Origin of the sequence: Streptomyces sp. NBC_00385, assembly GCF_035917155.1 — a bacterium.
GTDB classification, from domain to species: Bacteria; Actinomycetota; Actinomycetes; order Streptomycetales; family Streptomycetaceae; genus Streptomyces; species Streptomyces poriferorum.
In genome coordinates this window covers 7958942-7976067 of the sequence record NZ_CP107951.1, presented here as the reverse complement: position 1 = coordinate 7976067, position 17126 = coordinate 7958942, and the positions used below count along the sequence as shown (strand labels likewise).

Annotated in this window: 13 protein-coding genes and 1 pseudogene; 8 read left to right on the top strand and 6 right to left on the bottom strand. The window is 70.9% G+C overall.

Annotated elements, in window-relative coordinates; genetic code table 11:
* Nucleotides 1-155 precede the first annotated feature (155 nt).
* Both OG959_RS35415 and OG959_RS35410 read left to right on the top strand, forming a co-directional pair.
* Nucleotides 156-1931, top strand: coding sequence for a hypothetical protein (locus OG959_RS35415; protein WP_326665114.1), 1776 nt, complete (start codon nt 156-158; stop codon nt 1929-1931).
* Nucleotides 1932-2067: 136 nt separating this feature from the next.
* The gene (locus tag OG959_RS35410; protein ID WP_326665112.1) at nt 2068-3129 is read left to right on the top strand and encodes a YncE family protein; all 1062 of its coding nucleotides are present in this window, start codon (nt 2068-2070) and stop codon (nt 3127-3129) included.
* Between the two features lie 105 nt (nt 3130-3234).
* Here OG959_RS35410 and OG959_RS35405 read toward each other — a convergent pair whose 3' ends face one another.
* The 4 genes from OG959_RS35405 to OG959_RS35390 all read right to left on the bottom strand — a co-directional run bounded on the left by OG959_RS35405 (nt 3235) and on the right by OG959_RS35390 (nt 6033).
* On the bottom strand, nt 3235-4017 hold the full coding sequence (locus OG959_RS35405) for an SGNH/GDSL hydrolase family protein (RefSeq protein WP_326665110.1): 783 nt from the start codon (nt 4015-4017) through the stop codon (nt 3235-3237).
* Nucleotides 4004-4573: a PadR family transcriptional regulator gene (locus OG959_RS35400; RefSeq protein ID WP_326665108.1), complete on the bottom strand. Its 570-nt coding sequence runs from the start codon at nt 4571-4573 to the stop codon at nt 4004-4006. The genes OG959_RS35405 and OG959_RS35400 overlap by 14 nt, the downstream gene beginning before the upstream one ends.
* Nucleotides 4574-4730: 157 nt before the next feature.
* Entirely contained in the window at nt 4731-5135 is a 405-nt protein-coding gene (locus OG959_RS35395) for a VOC family protein (RefSeq protein ID WP_326665106.1), read from the bottom strand.
* A gap of 139 nt (nt 5136-5274) precedes the next feature.
* Nucleotides 5275-6033: a helix-turn-helix domain-containing protein gene (locus OG959_RS35390; protein ID WP_326665104.1), complete on the bottom strand. Its 759-nt coding sequence runs from the start codon at nt 6031-6033 to the stop codon at nt 5275-5277.
* 232 nt (nt 6034-6265) lie between these two features.
* On the opposite strand from OG959_RS35390, the gene OG959_RS35385 reads away from it, so the two are divergent.
* The 4 genes from OG959_RS35385 to OG959_RS35370 all read left to right on the top strand — a co-directional run bounded on the left by OG959_RS35385 (nt 6266) and on the right by OG959_RS35370 (nt 11134).
* Nucleotides 6266-6934, top strand: coding sequence for a DUF4097 family beta strand repeat-containing protein (locus OG959_RS35385; RefSeq protein WP_326665102.1), 669 nt, complete (start codon nt 6266-6268; stop codon nt 6932-6934).
* Between the two features lie 14 nt (nt 6935-6948).
* Complete coding sequence (locus OG959_RS35380; protein ID WP_326665100.1) at nt 6949-7911, top strand: ATP-binding cassette domain-containing protein; 963 nt, start codon at nt 6949-6951, stop codon at nt 7909-7911.
* A complete protein-coding gene (locus tag OG959_RS35375) occupies nt 7908-8696 on the top strand; it encodes an ABC transporter permease (protein WP_326665098.1) in 789 nt (262 codons plus the stop codon). The genes OG959_RS35380 and OG959_RS35375 overlap by 4 nt, the downstream gene beginning before the upstream one ends.
* Before the next feature lie 227 nt (nt 8697-8923).
* Complete coding sequence (locus OG959_RS35370; protein ID WP_326665097.1) at nt 8924-11134, top strand: HelD family protein; 2211 nt, start codon at nt 8924-8926, stop codon at nt 11132-11134.
* 30 nt (nt 11135-11164) lie between these two features.
* Here the strand turns inward: OG959_RS35370 and OG959_RS35365 are convergent, their stop codons facing one another.
* Both OG959_RS35365 and katG read right to left on the bottom strand, forming a co-directional pair.
* Nucleotides 11165-11719 carry an FABP family protein gene (locus OG959_RS35365; RefSeq protein ID WP_326665096.1) on the bottom strand — a complete coding sequence of 185 codons (555 nt, stop codon included), beginning with the start codon at nt 11717-11719 and terminating at the stop codon, nt 11165-11167.
* A gap of 376 nt (nt 11720-12095) precedes the next feature.
* Nucleotides 12096-14324, bottom strand: a complete 2229-nt coding sequence (gene katG / locus OG959_RS35360) for a catalase/peroxidase HPI (protein WP_326665094.1) — start codon at nt 14322-14324, stop codon at nt 12096-12098.
* Between the two features lie 239 nt (nt 14325-14563).
* On the opposite strand from katG, the gene OG959_RS35355 reads away from it, so the two are divergent.
* A complete protein-coding gene (locus tag OG959_RS35355) occupies nt 14564-14980 on the top strand; it encodes a Fur family transcriptional regulator (protein WP_326665093.1) in 417 nt (138 codons plus the stop codon).
* 67 nt (nt 14981-15047) lie between these two features.
* Nucleotides 15048-17121, top strand: a pseudogene (locus OG959_RS35350) (DUF4139 domain-containing protein).
* Nucleotides 17122-17126 lie beyond the last annotated feature (5 nt).

The window sequence follows — 17126 nt, the reverse complement described above, 5'->3', positions numbered from 1 at the left end:
CACCCGCTCACGGCCCCTCTCGATCGCTTTCTCATTTTCTTAGGTTAGGCTCACCTAACTTGAAACCCAACGCGGGTTTCGTGCGCCTTCGTTGCCCCGCGCACCTCTCCCCCGCCCCTCCCCTCATACTCTCCGCCTGCCAGGAGCAGCCCACCATGAACCCCGACAGACCCTCCCGCACCCCCATGCCCGCGGTCGCGCCCCGCACCTCCCGGTCCAGAGTCGGCCGCATGGCCGCGCTGGCCGCCGGCGCGACGCTCGGCCTCGGCGCCCTGACCGTCCCGCTGGCCACGGCGAACAGCGACGGTGCGCCCACGGGGAGCCCGCTCGCCCTCGTGGCCGACACGACCGCGCCCACGGTCGTCCTGGGCGCGACCGCCGTGAAGCCGGGCGGCGAGGTGCCGTTCACGGCATCAGGCTTCCCCGCGGGAGCCACACTCAGCGTCAAGTTCGACGACAAGACGCTCCTGAAGCAGTTCCCCGTCGGCGAGGACGGCAGCGTCACAGGCGCCGTGACCGTGCCCGCCGACGCGGCGGTGGGCGGCGAGCACTGGCTGCGGTTCCTGGCACCGCAGACCAGCGTCAGGAGCGAGAACCTGACAGTGACGGGCGACGCACCGTCACCGACGCCCACACCGACCCCCACGCCGACGTCGAAGCCCACCCCGAAGCCCACGGCGACCGCGACGTCTCCGGTCCCGCAGCCCGGGGTCCGACTGGGAAGCTCCGAGGTCACGGCGGGCGGCAAGGTCTCCTTCACCCTCTCGGGGTTCGCCAAGGGCCAGAACGTCACGGTCAAGCTCGACGACAGCGAGATCATCGGACAGTGGACCGCCGCGGTGAACGCCGCGGGCACGTTCTCCGGCACCGTCACCCTGCCGAAGTCGACCACGGGCGGCGCCCACTGGCTGCGCTTCCTCGCCCCGAACCCGTCCACGAGCCTGCGCGCCGGTCTCACGGTGAAGGCCGCGGACACGGCCGGCACCGGCGGCTCGGGCACCGGCGGCGGATCCGGCGGGGGCGGGACCGCGGAGACCGCGGGCACGAGCGGGGGGTCCGGCACGGCGGGCGGCTCCGGCAGCAGCGCCGGCGCGTCCGCCTCGATCACCGCGGGATCCCGCGTCGCCGCCGGCGGCAGGGTCACCTTCCGGGTGTCCGGCTTCCCTGCCGGCGAACAACTCACCGTCAAGCTCGACGACTCCGAGATCATCGGGCAGTGGCCGGACGGCATCGGCGCCGACGGCACCCTCTCCGCCACCGTCACGATCCCGTCGTCCGCGACGAAGGGCGCCCACTGGCTGCGCTTCCTCGCCCCCAACCCGTCGACGAGCATCCGGGCGGACTTCACCGTCACCGCAGGCACCTCCGCAGATGTCTCGGCCACGGGGGCCTCCGGCTCGACGGCCGCCCCGGTTCCTGCGGCGTCGGGCACACCGGCAACGGCCTCCAACTCGCGCGGCGCCCGGGCCCAGATCGCCGCCGACCAGGTTCAGGCCGGCGGAAAGCTGCACTTCACGGTCACGAAGTTCCCGGCGGGCAGGACGGTCACCATCAAGCTCGACGACGACGCGATCCTGGGCCAGTGGAAGACCGACGCGAAGGGCTCGTACGAGGGCGATGTGACCGTCCCGGCCGAAGTCCCGTCAGGGGCCCACTGGTTGCGCTTCCTCGCACCGGATCCCGCCACCACGCTCAAGGTCGACTTCGAGGTGACCGGGGCGGACGGAGCGCCGGGCAGCGCCCCTACGGCGGCCGTGGCCGCACCGGACGCCGCACCCCTCACCACCACCGCCGCGTCCATGGAGAGTTCCGTCTCCTACGCGACCATCGCCTGGTCGGCGGCGGCTGCGGCTGCGGGAGGAGCGGCCGGCGCCGCAGGCACCACGCTTTTCGTGGTCCGCCGTCGGCGCCCCTCCTCCGACCAGCGCTGACCCACCCGAACCTCCCCCGCACTCGGTCGAGTTGTTAGCCACGTCACACACCTGAAAGAGCGTTACTTAGGTAAGCCTAAGCTAAGTTTCAGGAGTACAGATCGCCATGAATCACCTTCAGGGAGATGACCCCAGCATGACTTCACCCACCCGCAGCCTGCGTCGCACCGGAACCTGTGCGGCCATCGCCGTCGTGCTCGCCGCAGGCAGCACCGCGGCACTGACGGGCACCGCGTCCGCTCAGACCCGGCCGGCCGCTCCGGCGGTCACCACCGCGCCGGTCACGAACGGGCTCTACCAGTCCTCCTACTCGGAGCGGAACCACGTCCTGTGGACCACCTCGTCGGTGGGGCGTCCCCCGGTGACGAACTCCGCCCTGACGAAGGTGGACCCGCTGACCCTGAAGGTGAAGGCGACCTACGCGCCGCCGGTCACCGACGCGGCCACCGGCGCCGTCGAGGCGGTCTACGGTGTGGCGGTCGACGACGAGCACAACACCGTCTGGACCACCAACACCCGCAACAACTCGGTCGCCGTGTACAGCCAGCGCACCGGCGAACACCTCGCCACGCTCCCGAACGTGACCCACGCCCGCGAGATCCTCGTCGACGAACGCCACGACACCGTGTGGGCCAGCGGGTTCGGTGACGGCACGCTCGTCGCCTTCGACAGCCGCACCCTGAAGGAGAAGAAGCGCGTCACGGTCGAGGGATCGGGCCCGACCGGCCTGGCCCTGGACGAGAAGTCCGGCACGGTCTACGCCGCCGACCTCACCAACGACCAGATCATCCAGGTCACCACGGGCTCCGCCGCCCCGCGGCTCATCCCGGCCGGTGACGGCCCCATCTCCGTCTCCCTGTCCAAGAACGGCCGCACCGCCTACACCGCCAACCAGACCGGCGGGGACGTCTCGGTCGTGGACCTGCGCAAGGGCCTCGTCACCAAGTCCGTCGCCACCGGTGCGGGCCCGCTGTCCGTCGCCACCGACACCCGCACGGGCAACGTGCTGGTGGTCAACCGCACGGACGCCACCGTCTCCGTCGTCAGCCCGCGCAAGGGCGCTGTCGTGGAGACCGTGGCCGTCGGCGCCAACCCCAACCACGTCGAGATCGCCGGCGGCTCCGCGTACGTCGTCGACAAGTCCGGTGCGGGCGCCGACGGCAAGGACCAGGTGCACCGCATCCGCCTCGCACGCTGACCGTCCCCCACCCGCCGAAGAGGTCCGGCCCACCGCGCGACGCGGTGGGCCGGACCTCTTCGGTTCCCGGACCCCCGCCTCAGCCGCTGTGGCGCGGCCGGGCGATCACGTACCGGCGCTCAGGGGCAGGAGGTGGGGGCGCTTGGCGGTGCGCCCGTCCCCCGATGACCGGCCGCGCAGACGGCGTCCGAGCCATGGGCCGAGGAACGCGGCGGCCCAGCGCAGTTCGGCTCCGGCGGACTGCCAGCCGGTGGGGAGCACTTGGGGTGGCAACGGGTGCGTCCAGCTGTCGTCGCTCCGGGGCAGGTCGATGGCCTGGGCGACGGCCGCGGCGATCCGCGCGTGGCCGAGTGGGCTGGCGTGGAGCCGGTCGACGCTCCACAGGCGTCGGTCGGTGGCGACGGGGTGAGGGGCGATTTCGGCGACGGCGACCCCGTGGCGGGCTGCCGCGGCGCGGATGAGGGTGTTGAGCTCCGACACCCGGGCCCTGACGGGCCGGGCGACGGGCGCGATCTTCCCCACGTCGGGAATGGTCAGCGTCGCCACCTGCGCCCCGGCGGCAGTGAGCGCGGCGAACATCTCCTCCAGGTGCCCGGCCACCTCCGCGACGTCGACCCGCGGCCGCAGCAGATCGTTGACCCCGGCCACGACGGTGGCCAGGTCGGGGCGCAGCGCGAGCGCCGGTTCCAGCTGTTCGGCGCGGACCTGACCGGCGACCCGTCCCCGCACGGCCAGATTGGCGTACTGGAGACCGGGGCTGACGGTGGCGAGGTGCTCGGCGAGCCGGTCGGCCCAGCCGCGCAGCCCGACGATGTCGTCCCCGTCGCCGACCCCTTCGGTCTGGCTGTCGCCCAGCGCGACATAACGCAGGTACTCACCGCCCGGCATGAGCCGCCTGCCTCTCCCGCAGCACGGCCGCGATCCGCAGGCACCAGTCCCGGTGGCCCTGCTCGAAGGCCACGCCGCGCAGACACGTCAGGTACGGTCCGACGCGTTCGCCGTGGCGGAGGAACTCCTCCTCGTCCGCTTCCCCGCGCATCTGCCGCAGCAGGTCGTCGAGGAGCGCGATCTTCGCGTCCGCCGCGGCCACTCGCTCATCGAGTTGCCCGATGACCTGTGCGGTACCGATGCGATCGGCGGACTGAACCTTGACGAGCAGGTCGTCGCGGATGAACGACGGCTTGGACGTGGTCGCGGCGAACTTCTCCAGTTCGTCGCGGCCTGCGTCGGTGACCCGGAAGACACGCTTGTTGGGCCGGGTCTCCTGGACCACCTGCCGACCCTCGACCAGGCCTTCCTTCTCCAGTCTGGCCAGCTCGGTGTACAGCTGCTGGGGCAGCGCGTGCCAGAAGTTCGCGACGCCGACGTCGAACGCCTTCGCCAGTTGGTATCCGCTGAACTCGCCGTCCAGCAGCGCCGCCAGCACGGCATGTCGCAAGGCCATCGAAGCAGCCCCTCCCTCTCCTCACCGGTCGGCCCGGTGGCACCGGCCACCGTCCATCATACTCAAGGATATGACTACTCAAGCCCTTGAGTACAAGCGACGGCACCGTCGCACCACGGCGGCGGGAACGGCTGCGATCCGGGGGAGGGGCTGCGACCTACGATGCCGCGGGCGTCACTGCGTGACTTCCGTACGGGCGCGTGATGATTTCCATTCCATGACCTGCGGGATCCATGAAATACAGCCCGCGCCCGCCGTGATGGAAATTGATCTCGCCCGGCTTCTTGAGATGCGGATCGGCGTAGAACGTGATTCCCGCGTCCTGAATACGCCGCAGCGCGACATCGAACTCGGCGTCCCCGACGAGGAACGCGTAGTGCTGCGGGGCGATCGACTCGGACGGAATGGTGGCGAAGTCCAGCGTGACGCCGTTGCCGAGCAGGACCGGAATGAACGGCCCCCACTCCGCGCCTACCTCGAGATCCAGAAGATGAGCCAGAAACTCGGCGGATTCCCGGTTGGACCGGGCGTGGACGATCGTGTGATTCAACTCGACAGACAAAGCGGAATGCCTCCGAAGGCATCTCCCGGACACCTCCATGCCTCACCCGGCCGGTGACCGACACGCGATGTCCGCTGCGATCATAAGAGCGGCCCCAACCGCCTGTCGAGTCATATCGACCGGGCACACCCCTCAGGGCCTACGCGCGATCCGCATCCGGTTCGGCGGCGTCACCCGAAGCGGCTTCGGGTTTCGTGTAGAGGACCTCACGGGCCTGCTCCGCAGCGCGCGTTATGCCTTCGTTCACGAAGTCGAGGAAGCGGGCGATGCTCTCGAGGCGGGCGGCGGCCGGAGTGCCGGGGCCCAGGACGCCCACGCCCTGCCGTGCGGTCTCGACGAGTTGGGCGGTGGACCGGGCACTGGCCATCATCGACTGGTACCAGACGTCGTCATCGACGATGTAGCGCTCGCGCCGGCGCTCGTCGCGCTCCCGGCGAACCAGGCCCTGGCTTTCGAGGAACGTGATCGCCTTGGAGATGGACGCCGGGCTGACCTGAAGGCGCCGGACGAGTTCCGCCGCGGTGAGGCTGCCCGAGTCGGTGGTGTAGAGGCAGACCAGCACCCGGGACATCATCTTGTTGGACAGACCCGACTGCATGAGGACGGTGGTGAACACCTCCTCGTACGCGCGCACCGCCTCGGCGTCACGCCCATGCGGCTGCGGAGGCGCCTGCGGCCCCCCGGGCGCGGGCTGTCTGCGCTGGTGCGTGCGGCGTTCGGTGGCACGGTGCGCGAGGTCGGCGCGGTAGGCGGTGGGGCCGCCGTTACGCATCACCTCGCGCGTGATCGTCGACGTAGGGCGGTCGAGGCGTCGGGCGATCTCCGCGTACGGAAGACCGTCCGCGAGCCCGAGCGCGATCTGCTGCCGCTCCTGCTGGGTGAGCCTGCCTCCCGGCATCGCGACCCCCTCCTTGGTCCCTCGTGGGCGCTGACGCCCCGATCATAGCGTTCGCGTTCAGCCCATTGCAACGAACGACGGAAGGCGTGTTGCGTTAGCAGTGAGACCATTGCAACGATTTCACGCATCTGACCTGCCTTGATGTCATCACAACGCAACAGCATCGTTGTGTGATCAGTGAACGCAACGTAGCGTTTCTGTCATCGGAAACAACGAGCCGAAGGAAAGCATCATGCAGAAGTACGACACCCCCGCCCCCGTCTCCGCCATCCTGGACATCCCCGCCGGACGCGTCCGGTTCATCGCCGCCGACCGGCCCGACACCACGGTCGAGATCCTGCCCGCGGACGCCTCGAAGGGCCGCGACACGAAGGCCGCGGAACAGACCATCGTCGAGTACGCCGACGGCGTTCTGCGGATCGAGTCCGCACCGGCCAGGAACCGGCTCGTCGGCAACGCCGGTGCCGTCGAGGTGACCATCCAACTGCCCGCCGGCTCCGGCGTCGAGGCGAAGACGGCCGACGTCGAGCTCCGGGGCGTCGGACGCCTGGGCGATGTCACCCTCGACTGCGCACAGGGCTCGGTCAAGCTCGACGAATCCGCGAGCGTCCGCCTCACGCTTCTCGCCGGCGACGTCTCGGTCGGCCGGCTGGGCGGCCCTGCGGAGATCCGCGTCCAGAAGGGCGACATTCACGTCGCGGAGGCCGTGCACGGCACGGTCGAACTGCGCACCGAGTACGGCCACATCTCCGTCGGCGCCGCCCGCGGTGTCTCCGCCTCCCTGGACGCGGGTACCGCCTTCGGCCGGATCGAGAACGCACTGAGGAACGCCGACGGCGCCGCCGTCCTGAACATCCACGCGACCACCAGCCACGGTGACATCGTCGCCCGCAGCCTCTAGAAGGAGCACCCGTCATGAGTCACCCGACCATCTCGGCGAACGGGATGCGCAAGTCCTACGGGGACAAGGTCGTCCTCGACGGGATCGATCTGGCCGTCCCCGCAGGCACCGTGTTCGCGCTGCTCGGACCGAACGGCGCGGGCAAGACCACCGCGGTGAAGATCCTCTCCACACTCGTCACCGCCGACGCCGGCGACCTGCACGTCGACGGCCACGACCTGACCACCGACCCGCAAGCGGTACGCGCGGCGATCGGCGTCACCGGACAGTTCTCCGCCGTCGACGGCCTGATCACCGGCGAGGAGAACATGCTCCTCATGGCCGACCTGCACCACCTGCCCAGACAGGAAGGACGACGGGTCGCCGCCGAACTTCTGGAACGCTTCGACCTGACCGACGCGGCGAAGAAGCCCGCCTCCACCTACTCCGGCGGCATGAAACGCCGCCTCGACATCGCCATGACCCTCGTCGGCAACCCCCGGATCATCTTCCTCGACGAACCGACCACCGGCCTCGACCCCCGCTCCCGCCACACCATGTGGGGCATCATCCGCACCCTCGTCACCAGCGGCGTCACCGTCTTCCTCACCACCCAGTACCTCGAAGAAGCCGACGAACTCGCCGACCGCATCGCCGTACTGAACAACGGAAAGATCGCCGCCGAAGGCACCGCCGACGAACTCAAGCGCCTCATTCCCGGCGGCCACGTCCGCCTCCGCTTCACCGACCCCACCGCCTACCGCACCGCAGCATCCACCCTCGGCGAACGCGCAGCCACCCGGGACGACGACGCACTCGCGCTACAGATCCCCAGCGACGGCACCCAGCGCGAACTGCGCTCCATCCTCGACCGCCTCGACGCCGCCGGCATCGAGGCGGACGAACTCACCGTCCACACCCCCGACCTCGACGACGTGTTCTTCGCCCTCACCGCCCCGGCCGGAATCCCCGAGCAGACCAAGGAGACTTCCCGATGAGCGCCCTCGCCCTCGCCGTCCGCGACTCGAACACCATGCTCCGCCGCAACCTCCTGCACGCCCGCCGCTACCCCTCCCTCACCCTCAACCTCCTGCTCACCCCGATCATGCTGCTCCTGCTCTTCGTCTACATCTTCGGCGACGTCATGAGCGCCGGCATCGGCGGCAACGCCAACCGCGCCGACTACATCGCCTACATCGTCCCCGGCCTCCTCCTCATGACCATCGGCTCCACCACCATCGGCACCGCCGTCTCCGTCTCCAACGACATGACCGAAGGCATCATCGCCCGCTTCCGCACCATGGCCATCCACCGCGGATCCGTCCTCGTCGGACACGTCGTCGGCAGCGTCCTCCAATGCATCGCCAGCGTCATCCTCGTCGGCGCCGTCGCCCTCGCCATCGGCTTCCGCTCCACCGACGCCACCCCCCTCGAATGGCTCGCCGCCCTCGGACTCCTCGTCCTCTTCGCCACCGCGTTCACCTGGATCGCCGTCGGCATGGGCCTCATCAGCCCCAACGCCGAAGCCGCCAGCAACAACGCACTCCCCATGATCCTGCTCCCCCTCCTCTCCAGCGCCTTCATCCCCGTCGACACCATGCCCGCCTGGTTCCGCCCCATCGCCGAATACCAGCCCTTCACCCCCGCCATCGAAACCCTCCGCGGCCTCCTCCTCGGCACCGAGATCGGCCACAACGGCTGGCTCACCCTCGCCTGGTGCCTCGCCCTCACCGTCCTCGGCTACCTCTGGTCCACCGCCAAGTTCAACAACGACCCGAAGTAACCGAACCACCGTCATGCCCGCACAGAAACCCCCGCACCCCGTCCCGCCTCCAGGGCGGCGCACCACCCGCAGCGACAAGAAATCCCCGGTCCGCAATTGCGGACCGGGGATTTTCCCGAGTATATTGAGTGTTTCTGTGCGCCCACAGAAAAGGCCCCACACGGGGGGCCACTAAGAAACACCATATCCGTCAGGGAGCAATGTTGTCAACTCGGGAAAGCGTCGAATTGCAGAAGGAGCAGGAATTCATCGACCGGCTCTACGACCGCGTCGACGCGGTGCGCGGAGTCGCCGCCCAGCACGTCGAGGACGCGCTGACGCCGGTCGGCACCGGACTGCAGGCCCGTCTCGAGCGTGATGTGCTCGTCGCCGAACGCTCCGGGCTGCTGGCGGCCCTGAACGCCGTGGACGGCTCGCTGTGTTTCGGCCGTATCGACCTCTCCGACGGCGCCGCGCACCATATCGGCCGCATCGGGATCCGCGAGGACGACACCGCGCACACGCCGCTGCTCATCGACTGGCGCGCACCGGTCGCCCGCCCCTTCTACCTCGCCACCGGTCACACCCCCATGGGGCTGCGCCGGCGCAGACACATCACCACCGAGGGCCGCGACGTCACCGAGCTGCACGACGAGATCCTCGATGTCGGGGACCGGCAGCGCACCGGGTTCGAGGACCCGAGCGGTGACACCGTGCTGCTGGCCGCCGTGAACTCCGCCCGCACCGGGCGCATGGGCGACATCGTGCGGACCATCCAGGCGGAGCAGGACCGCATCATCCGCGCACCGCACCGCGGTGTGCTCGTCGTCGAGGGCGGTCCCGGTACCGGAAAGACGGCGGTGGCGCTGCACCGGGCGGCGTTCCTGCTGTACGAACACCGTGAGCTGCTCGCCAAGCGCGCCGTCCTGATCGTGGGCCCCAATCCGGCGTTCCTCAGCTACATCGGTGAGGTGCTTCCCGCGCTCGGCGAGACCGGGGTGCTGCTCGCCACGCAGGCCGAGCTGTTCCCCGGGGTCCACGCCGACGGCACGGACAGCCCCCGCGCCGCCACGGTCAAGGGCGGTGAGCCGATGGCGGAGGCTCTCGCCATGGCCGTGCGCGACCGGCAGTTGCTGCCCGAGCCCGGTGCGGCGATCGTCATCGCACACGACGACGGGGACCTGATCCTCGACTGGGAGATCGCCTACGAGGCCCGGCAGGCGGCCCGCGACACCCTGCTTCCGCACAATCTCGCCCGCCCGCACTTCGCGTTCCGGATCATCGACGCCCTCACCGCCCAGCTCACGGAGCGCATCGGGGCCGATCCGTACGGCGGGCCCAACTTCCTCGGGCCCGACGACATCGCCCAGCTCGGCAAGGCGGTCGCCGTCAGCGGTGCGGTGCACAGCGCCATCGACGAGCTGTGGCCGCCGCTCAGCCCGGAGGCGTTCCTCACCGAGTACCTGGCCGACCCCGTCCACGTACCCGCCGAGGACGCCGCGGCGATCCGGCGTGCGCCCGACGGTGCGCGGTGGACCCCTGCCGACGTTCCGCTGCTGGACGAGGCCGCGGAGCTCCTGGGGGCCGACGACAGCGCCGAGCGGGCGGCCGCGGAGGCCGAGCGCCAGGAGCGGATCGCCTACGCGCAGGGCGTGCTGGAGCTGTCGCGGGGCTCGGAGTCGTTCGAGTTCGAGGACGAGGAGTCCGAGGTCCTCGCCGCCCACGACATCATCGACGCGGAGCGGATGGCGGAGCGCCAGGAGGAGGCCGATCACCGCAGTGCGGCCGAGCGTGCCGCCGCCGACCGGACCTGGGCGTTCGGGCACATCATCGTCGACGAGGCGCAGGAGCTGTCGCCGATGACGTGGCGCCTGCTGATGCGCCGCTCGCCGACCCGCTCGATGACCCTGGTCGGCGACCCCGCGCAGACCTCGGAGGAAGCGGGTGTCGGGTCGTGGCAGAAGATCCTGGAGCCGTACGTCGGTGACCGCTTCGAGCACGTCGCTCTGAAGGTCAACTACCGTACGCCCGCCGAGATCATGGAGCTGGCCGCCCGGGTGCTGCGCGCCCACGACCCGTCGTTCGCGCCGCCCGCCTCGGTGCGGTCCACGGGTGAACTGCCGTGGCTGCGGGACTCCGGTGACGATCTGGCGGGCGCGGTGGCCCGGGCGGTCCTGGAGCTGACGCCCGAGGAGGGGCGCCTCGCGGTGATCGCGCCGCGGGCGCTCCACGAGGAGATCAGCGTTCCGCTGACCGGAGTCACCGCCGGCGCCGAACCCGACCTCACGCACACGGTGGTGCTGCTCGACCCGCGGCAGGCGAAGGGGCTGGAGTTCGACCATGTACTGGTCGTGGAGCCCGCCCTGTTCGGGACGAGTGATCTGTACGTGGCACTGACCCGGGCCACGCAGCGTCTCGGCATCATCCACCGGGAGGAGCTGCCCGAGGCGCTGCGGTGAGCCCCGTCCGCCCGCCGGACGCGTCGCGCCCTACACCTGGCTCCCGGCCTCGCGCCGGAGCTGCGCCGTGAGGTGGTGCCGCAGCCGGTGGCCGACTGCCGCGAGGTCGTGGACGAAGTCGAGCGTGCCGTCGTCCGCCAGGGTGTACCGGCGGCGGCTTGCCTCGACGTCCTTGGCGGTGGGGGTGACCGCGACCTGGTGGGTGGTGAGGTCTACCGAGCCACCGTCCGCGCGGCCGGTCAGGATCTCCGCGATGCCGGTGGGCTGGGTGATCAGCGCCTCCACCCGGCCGTCCGGCTGCATCCGCCACCAGCCGCTCTCCCGCGCGGCCGGCCGCAGGGGCAGCCCGTCCGCGTCCAGCAGCCAGGCCCGCGCCTCGTAGTGGAGGAAGGGTCGCCCGTCATGGCTGAAGGTGACCTCCTGCGCGTACGCGAAGTCTTCGGCGAGGGTCGGGTACCCGCCGCGGCCCCGGCCCGTCCAGCTGCCCAGGAATCCGAGCAGCGGCTCAAGCAGCGGGTGTGGCGCGGGGGTTGCGTCCGGCCGGAAGGCGTCGGGGTACGGGGGTGTCCTTGCGGGGTCGAACATGAGGTGAGCTCCTGGATCGGTGCCGGTGCCGGTTGGCAGCCTAAGGGCTGTCCCGCAATTCCTGGCGGGCGCACGACGACAGCTACGGCACCTCTCCCCCGTAGCCTCAACGGCACGGGGGGACCCCCTCCGTTGTCGAAACACCCGAATACATCCAGTATGCGGGCGCCTCTCCGCCTTGCGATGCACCGCATCTGACGCCGCGCGCTGATCCACCAGGAATTGCGGGACAGCCCTTAGGTCCTTTCGTCGGGATCATGCCGGAACCCCGAGCCCGGCATGATCCGGACGAAAGGACCTGGGGCCGGGGCGCGGGTCACCGCCCCGTGACACAGGTCCGGGCCGGCCCCGTGGAGAGGCCGGCCCGGACACGCGCTCAGACGAGGTCGAACCGGTCCAGGTTCATGACCTTGTCCCAGGCGGCCACGAAGTCCTTCACGAACTCCTCCTTCGCGTCGTCGCTCGCGTAGACCTCGGCGACCGCGCGCAGCTCGGAGTTGGACCCGAAGACGAGGTCGGCCCGGCTGCCGGTCCACTTGACCTTGCCCGAGGCGTCGCGGGCCTCGAACGTGCTCGCGTCGTCGGACGTGGCCTTCCACGCCGTGCCCAGGTCGAGCAGGTTGACGAAGAAGTCGTTCGTCAACTGCCCGGGGGTCTCGGTGAGGACGCCGAGCGAGGACTGCTGGTGGTTGGCGCCCAGCACGCGCAGACCGCCGACGAGGACCGTGAGCTCGGGTGCGCTCAGGTTCAGCAGGTTCGCGCGGTCGAGCAGCAGGTACTCGGCGGGCAGCCGGCTGCCCTTGCCGAGGTAGTTGCGGAATCCGTCGGCCTTCGGCTCCAGCTCGACGAACGACTCCACGTCGGTCTGCTCCTGCGACGCGTCCACGCGGCCCGCGGTGAAGGGGACCTCGACGCCGAAGCCGGCGTCCTTGGCCGCCTTCTCGACGCCCGCCGCACCGGCGAGCACGATCAGGTCGGCGAGGGAGACCTGCTTGTCGCCCTGCGCGCCGGAGTTGAAGGACTCCTGGATGCCCTGGAGGGTACGCAGCACGCCCGCGAGCCGGTCGGGCTCGTTGACCTCCCAGCCGTTCTGCGGTTCGAGGCGGATGCGGGCGCCGTTGGCACCGCCGCGCTTGTCGCTGCCGCGGAACGACGAGGCGGACGCCCACGCGGTGGAGACGAGTTCGGACACCGACAGGTCCGTGGCGAGGATCCGCTCCTTGAGGGAGGCGATGTCCGCCGCGTCGACGAGTTCGTGCGTCCGGGCGGGCAGCGGGTCCTGCCACACCAGGGTCTCCGTCGGAACCTCCGGGCCGAGGTAGCGGACGACCGGGCCCATGTCACGGTGGGTCAGCTTGAACCACGCGCGGGCGAAGGCGTCGGCGAACTGGTCCGGGTTCTGGTGGAAGCGCCGCGAGATCTCCTCGTACGCCGGGTCGAGCCGGAGCGAGAGGTCGGTCGTCAGCATCGTCGGCGCATGGGTCTTCGACGCGTCGTGCGCGTCGGGGACCGTACCGGCGCCGGCGCCGTCCTTCGGCCGCCACTGGTGGGCGCCCGCCGGGCTCTTGAACAGCTCCCACTCGTAGCCGAAGAGGATGTCGAAGAAGCTGTTGTCCCAGGTGGTCGGGGTGTCGGTCCAGATGCCCTCCAGACCGCTGGTGATCGTGTCGGCGCCCTTGCCGGTGCCGTACGTGCTCTTCCAGCCGAGACCCTGCTGCTCCATGGGAGCGGCCTCGGGGTCGTCGCCGACGTTGTCCGCCGGTCCCGCACCGTGGGTCTTGCCGAAGGTGTGACCGCCCGCGATCAGGGCGACCGTCTCCTCGTCGTTCATCGCCATGCGGCGGAACGTCTCACGGATGTCGCGGGCTGCGGCGATCGGGTCCGGAGTGCCGTTGGGGCCTTCGGGGTTGACGTAGATGAGGCCCATCTGCACCGCGCCGAGAGGGTTCTCGAGCTCCCGGTCGCCGGTGTAGCGCTCGTCGCCCAGCCAGGTGGTCTCGGGGCCCCAGTAGACGTCCTCGTCGGGCTCCCACACATCGGCGCGGCCGCCGCCGAAGCCGAAGGTCTCCAGGCCCATCGTCTCCAGGGCGACGTTCCCGGTCAGGACGATGAGGTCGGCCCACGAGAGGTTCTTGCCGTACTTCTTCTTGACCGGCCACAGCAGTCGGCGGGCCTTGTCCAGGCTCGCGTTGTCCGGCCAGCTGTTGAGCGGGGCGAAGCGCTGCTGCCCGGCTCCGGCGCCGCCGCGTCCGTCGCTGATCCGGTAGGTGCCGGCGCTGTGCCAGGCCATCCGGACCATGAACGGGCCGTAGTTGCCGAAGTCGGCGGGCCACCAGTCCTGCGACGTCGTCAGCACCTCGGCGATGTCACGCTTCACCGCCGGGAGGTCGAGGCTCTTGAACGCCTCGGCGTAGTCGAACTCCTCACCGAGCGGATTGGACACGGCGGGGTTCTTGGCGAGGATCTTCAGGTTGAGCCGCTCCGGCCACCACTGGCGGTTCCCGCCCCCCTGGGTCGGGTGCGGCGCGCGGCCGTGCGCGACCGGGCAGCCGCCGGCCCCCTCTGCCTTCGGATCGGTGACGATCGCGTCGTGGTTCTCAGTCATGGAAATCCTTCCGGACGGGGCGGATCACGGTGCTGAGGAACAACGGACTGCGGGAAGGCCGGGTCCGGATTCGGGGGCGAAGGGCCCCGTCTCCTGAAGTCACGTACTTTTCCGCGCTGCTGTCCTGTCCCTTGGCTATCGACCGGAACCGATCCTACGATGGACATAGTCCAAGTCAATACGAACGACAGGCGTGTACGGATCCAATCGTCGGACAACGCACAGTTAGGCTGGTGGGCATGAGTGACCTGCTGCAACGGCTTCGCGCACGTGGCTGGCGGATGACAGCTCAACGCCGGGTGGTCGCCGAGGTACTCGCCGGTGAACACGTGCACTTCACCGCGGACGAGGTCCTCGCACGCGCCACCTCCCGGCTGCCGGAGATTTCCCGCGCCACCGTCTACAACACCCTCGGTGAGCTGGTCTCGATCGGCGAGGTGATCGAGGTGGCCACCGACGGCCGTGCCAAGCGCTACGACCCGAACGCCCACCACCCCCACCAGCACCTGGTCTGCTCCGGCTGCGGCGCCATCCGGGACGTCCACCCCTCCGGCGACCTGCTCGCCGAGCTGCCGGAGTCCGAACGGTTCGGCTTCACCGTCTCCGAGGCCGAGGTGACCTACCGCGGTCTGTGCCCGGACTGCGGACCCGGCTGATCGGCGCGTACCGGCGATCGTCCCGGCGTAGGCTTCACCCACCATGAACGCGGCGGGGGCGGAGCGCATGACGGCTGAGTCAGTACTGAGGTGGGGGTCGACCCTCGATTCCGTCGTGGTGTACGCGCAGGGCGCGCTCTGCAGTCGGCTGGCCCGGGGCGCCGTGCCCTCCGACGGCCACGTGCGGGTGACGGGCCTGCCCCGCTCCCTGGATCCCGGCTCGCTGCGGGTCCGGGTCCTGGGAGCCTCCGGGGTACGTGTCACCGAGGCCCGCGTCGACGTCGAGGCCGAGCTGCCCCGCCCGGACGCGCCGGACACCTTGCGGCGCGAGTACAAGCGGCTGCGCGACGCGTGTGCCGCGGCGCAGGCGCGCCGGGACCGGCAGTTGAGCGTGATCAAGGAGGTCAAGGCTCTCCATCCGGTGCCGCCCGGCCGCAAGCGCGATGACCCGCACCGACGCACCCCGGCCGACGCGTGGCTGGAGCTCGCCGATTTCGTCGACGAGCGGCTGACGGGACTGCACCTGCGCCTCGTCGAGCTGGAGGAGGCGGTGCGCGGCGCCGAGCACGACCTCATGGTCGCCACGGACCGGCTGGAGCGCGCGTCCACGGACGCGCCGTCGGAGCACGTGGAGACCACGGTCTGCGCGGCCCTGACCCTCGACGGCCCCTCCGACGCGGGCGAAGTGGAACTGGAGCTGGAGTACGGGGTGCCGGGCGCTGTCTGGGTGCCGGCGTACCGCCTCACCCACCGGCAGGGCGACGGCAGCGGGAATCTGGTCCTGCGCGCCTCGGTCGCCCAGCGGACCGGCGAGGACTGGACCGGCGTACGCATCGCCCTGGCCACCGCGGACCTCCGGCGCCGCACCGATCTGCCGAGGCTCCGTTCGGTCCGGATCGGACGCAGCCAGCCCGCCCCCGCGCCGTCCGGCTGGCGCGAACCCCCGGCCGGGCTCGGCGACCTGTTCTCGGGATACGACGCGGCAGGCCCCGCACCCGTCCGGGCGGGTGAGGCCGCGGTCGCCGGCGGCTGGTCGGGCTCCGAGGACGATTCCGTGTCCGGTCCTCTCGCTCCGCCGCCCGCACCGCAGGGTTACGGTGCTCCGCCACCGCCGCCGACCGGCGTGGGCGGCGCTCCCCCGGGGCCCTTCGGCGGCGCGATGCCCGCCCCCGCGCAGCCGGGCGGGGCGCAGCCGCGCACCAGGTCGCGCTCTGCCGGCAGGTCCCGCGCGGAGGCACCCGCCGCGATGGCTCCCCCCGCGCCCGGGATGGCCGCGCCTGCGCCCCCCCGTGCCGGTGGCCGGTCCGCCGGAGCCGAGCAGCGCCGAACTCGACTACGCCGCCCTGGCCCTCGCCGGGCCGGACGAACAGGGCGGTCGCCGGGGCCTGTTGTTCCCAGGCTCCCCCTTCGACCCGGTCGCGGCCGAGTACCGCCGCCGCGCCGAGGCGGCGGCCATGCTGCCGCTGCCCGGGCACGCCGTGCGTCCCCGCGAGTCGGCGGGTTCCTTCGACCACCGTTTCGACGCCGCCGCACGCGCCGACGTTCCGTCGGACGGCACCTGGCACACCGTCACCGTCGGCGAGATCCCTGTCGGTCTGCGCACCGAGTACCTCTGCGTGCCGTCCGTGGAGCCGGTCGTGTACGGCACGCTGGTGCTCTCCAACGCCACCGACCAGGCGCTGCTGGCCGGCCCGGTGGAGGTTGTAGCCGACGACGAGTTCCTGCTGACCGCCGCACTGCCCACGCTGGCACCCGGCGGTGAGCGCCGGGTGGGGCTCGGGCCGGCCGAGGGCATCCGGGTGACGCGGCGTACGAACCTGCACGAGTCGACCGCGGGCCTGCGCAACAACACCACGGTGCTCGACCACCGCGTCCACGTGGAGCTCGCCAACCGGCTGTCGCGGCCTGTCACCGTGGAGGTGCGCGAGCGGGTTCCGGTCTCCTCCGAACCGGATGTCAGGATCGAGGAGCGGGCCGACTGGACGGTGCCCGAGGAGGGCGAAGGGCCCGACAGCCATGCGCCCGGCACCCGGGTCTGGCGACTGGACCTGCCCGCCGGCACCACCGCCGCTCTCGACGGCGGCTATGCCATCCGTATCCCGGCCGGCAAGGCCCTGGCCGGCGGAAACCGCAGGAGCTGACACAC

Bases quoted from the DNA above. Each gene is read 5' to 3' on its own strand.
- OG959_RS35415 (WP_326665114.1), top strand. From the start codon at position 156: ATGAACCCCGACAGACCCTCCCGCACCCCCATGCCCGCGGTCGCGCCC.
- OG959_RS35410 (WP_326665112.1), top strand. From the start codon at position 2,068: ATGACTTCACCCACCCGCAGCCTGCGTCGCACCGGAACCTGTGCGGCC.
- OG959_RS35405 (WP_326665110.1), bottom strand. From the start codon at position 4,017: ATGCCGGGCGGTGAGTACCTGCGTTATGTCGCGCTGGGCGACAGCCAG.
- OG959_RS35400 (WP_326665108.1), bottom strand. From the start codon at position 4,573: ATGGCCTTGCGACATGCCGTGCTGGCGGCGCTGCTGGACGGCGAGTTC.
- OG959_RS35390 (WP_326665104.1), bottom strand. From the start codon at position 6,033: ATGCCGGGAGGCAGGCTCACCCAGCAGGAGCGGCAGCAGATCGCGCTC.
- OG959_RS35385 (WP_326665102.1), top strand. From the start codon at position 6,266: ATGCAGAAGTACGACACCCCCGCCCCCGTCTCCGCCATCCTGGACATC.
- OG959_RS35380 (WP_326665100.1), top strand. From the start codon at position 6,949: ATGAGTCACCCGACCATCTCGGCGAACGGGATGCGCAAGTCCTACGGG.
- OG959_RS35375 (WP_326665098.1), top strand. From the start codon at position 7,908: ATGAGCGCCCTCGCCCTCGCCGTCCGCGACTCGAACACCATGCTCCGC.
- OG959_RS35365 (WP_326665096.1), bottom strand. From the start codon at position 11,719: ATGTTCGACCCCGCAAGGACACCCCCGTACCCCGACGCCTTCCGGCCG.
- katG (WP_326665094.1), bottom strand. From the start codon at position 14,324: ATGACTGAGAACCACGACGCGATCGTCACCGATCCGAAGGCAGAGGGG.
- OG959_RS35355 (WP_326665093.1), top strand. From the start codon at position 14,564: ATGAGTGACCTGCTGCAACGGCTTCGCGCACGTGGCTGGCGGATGACA.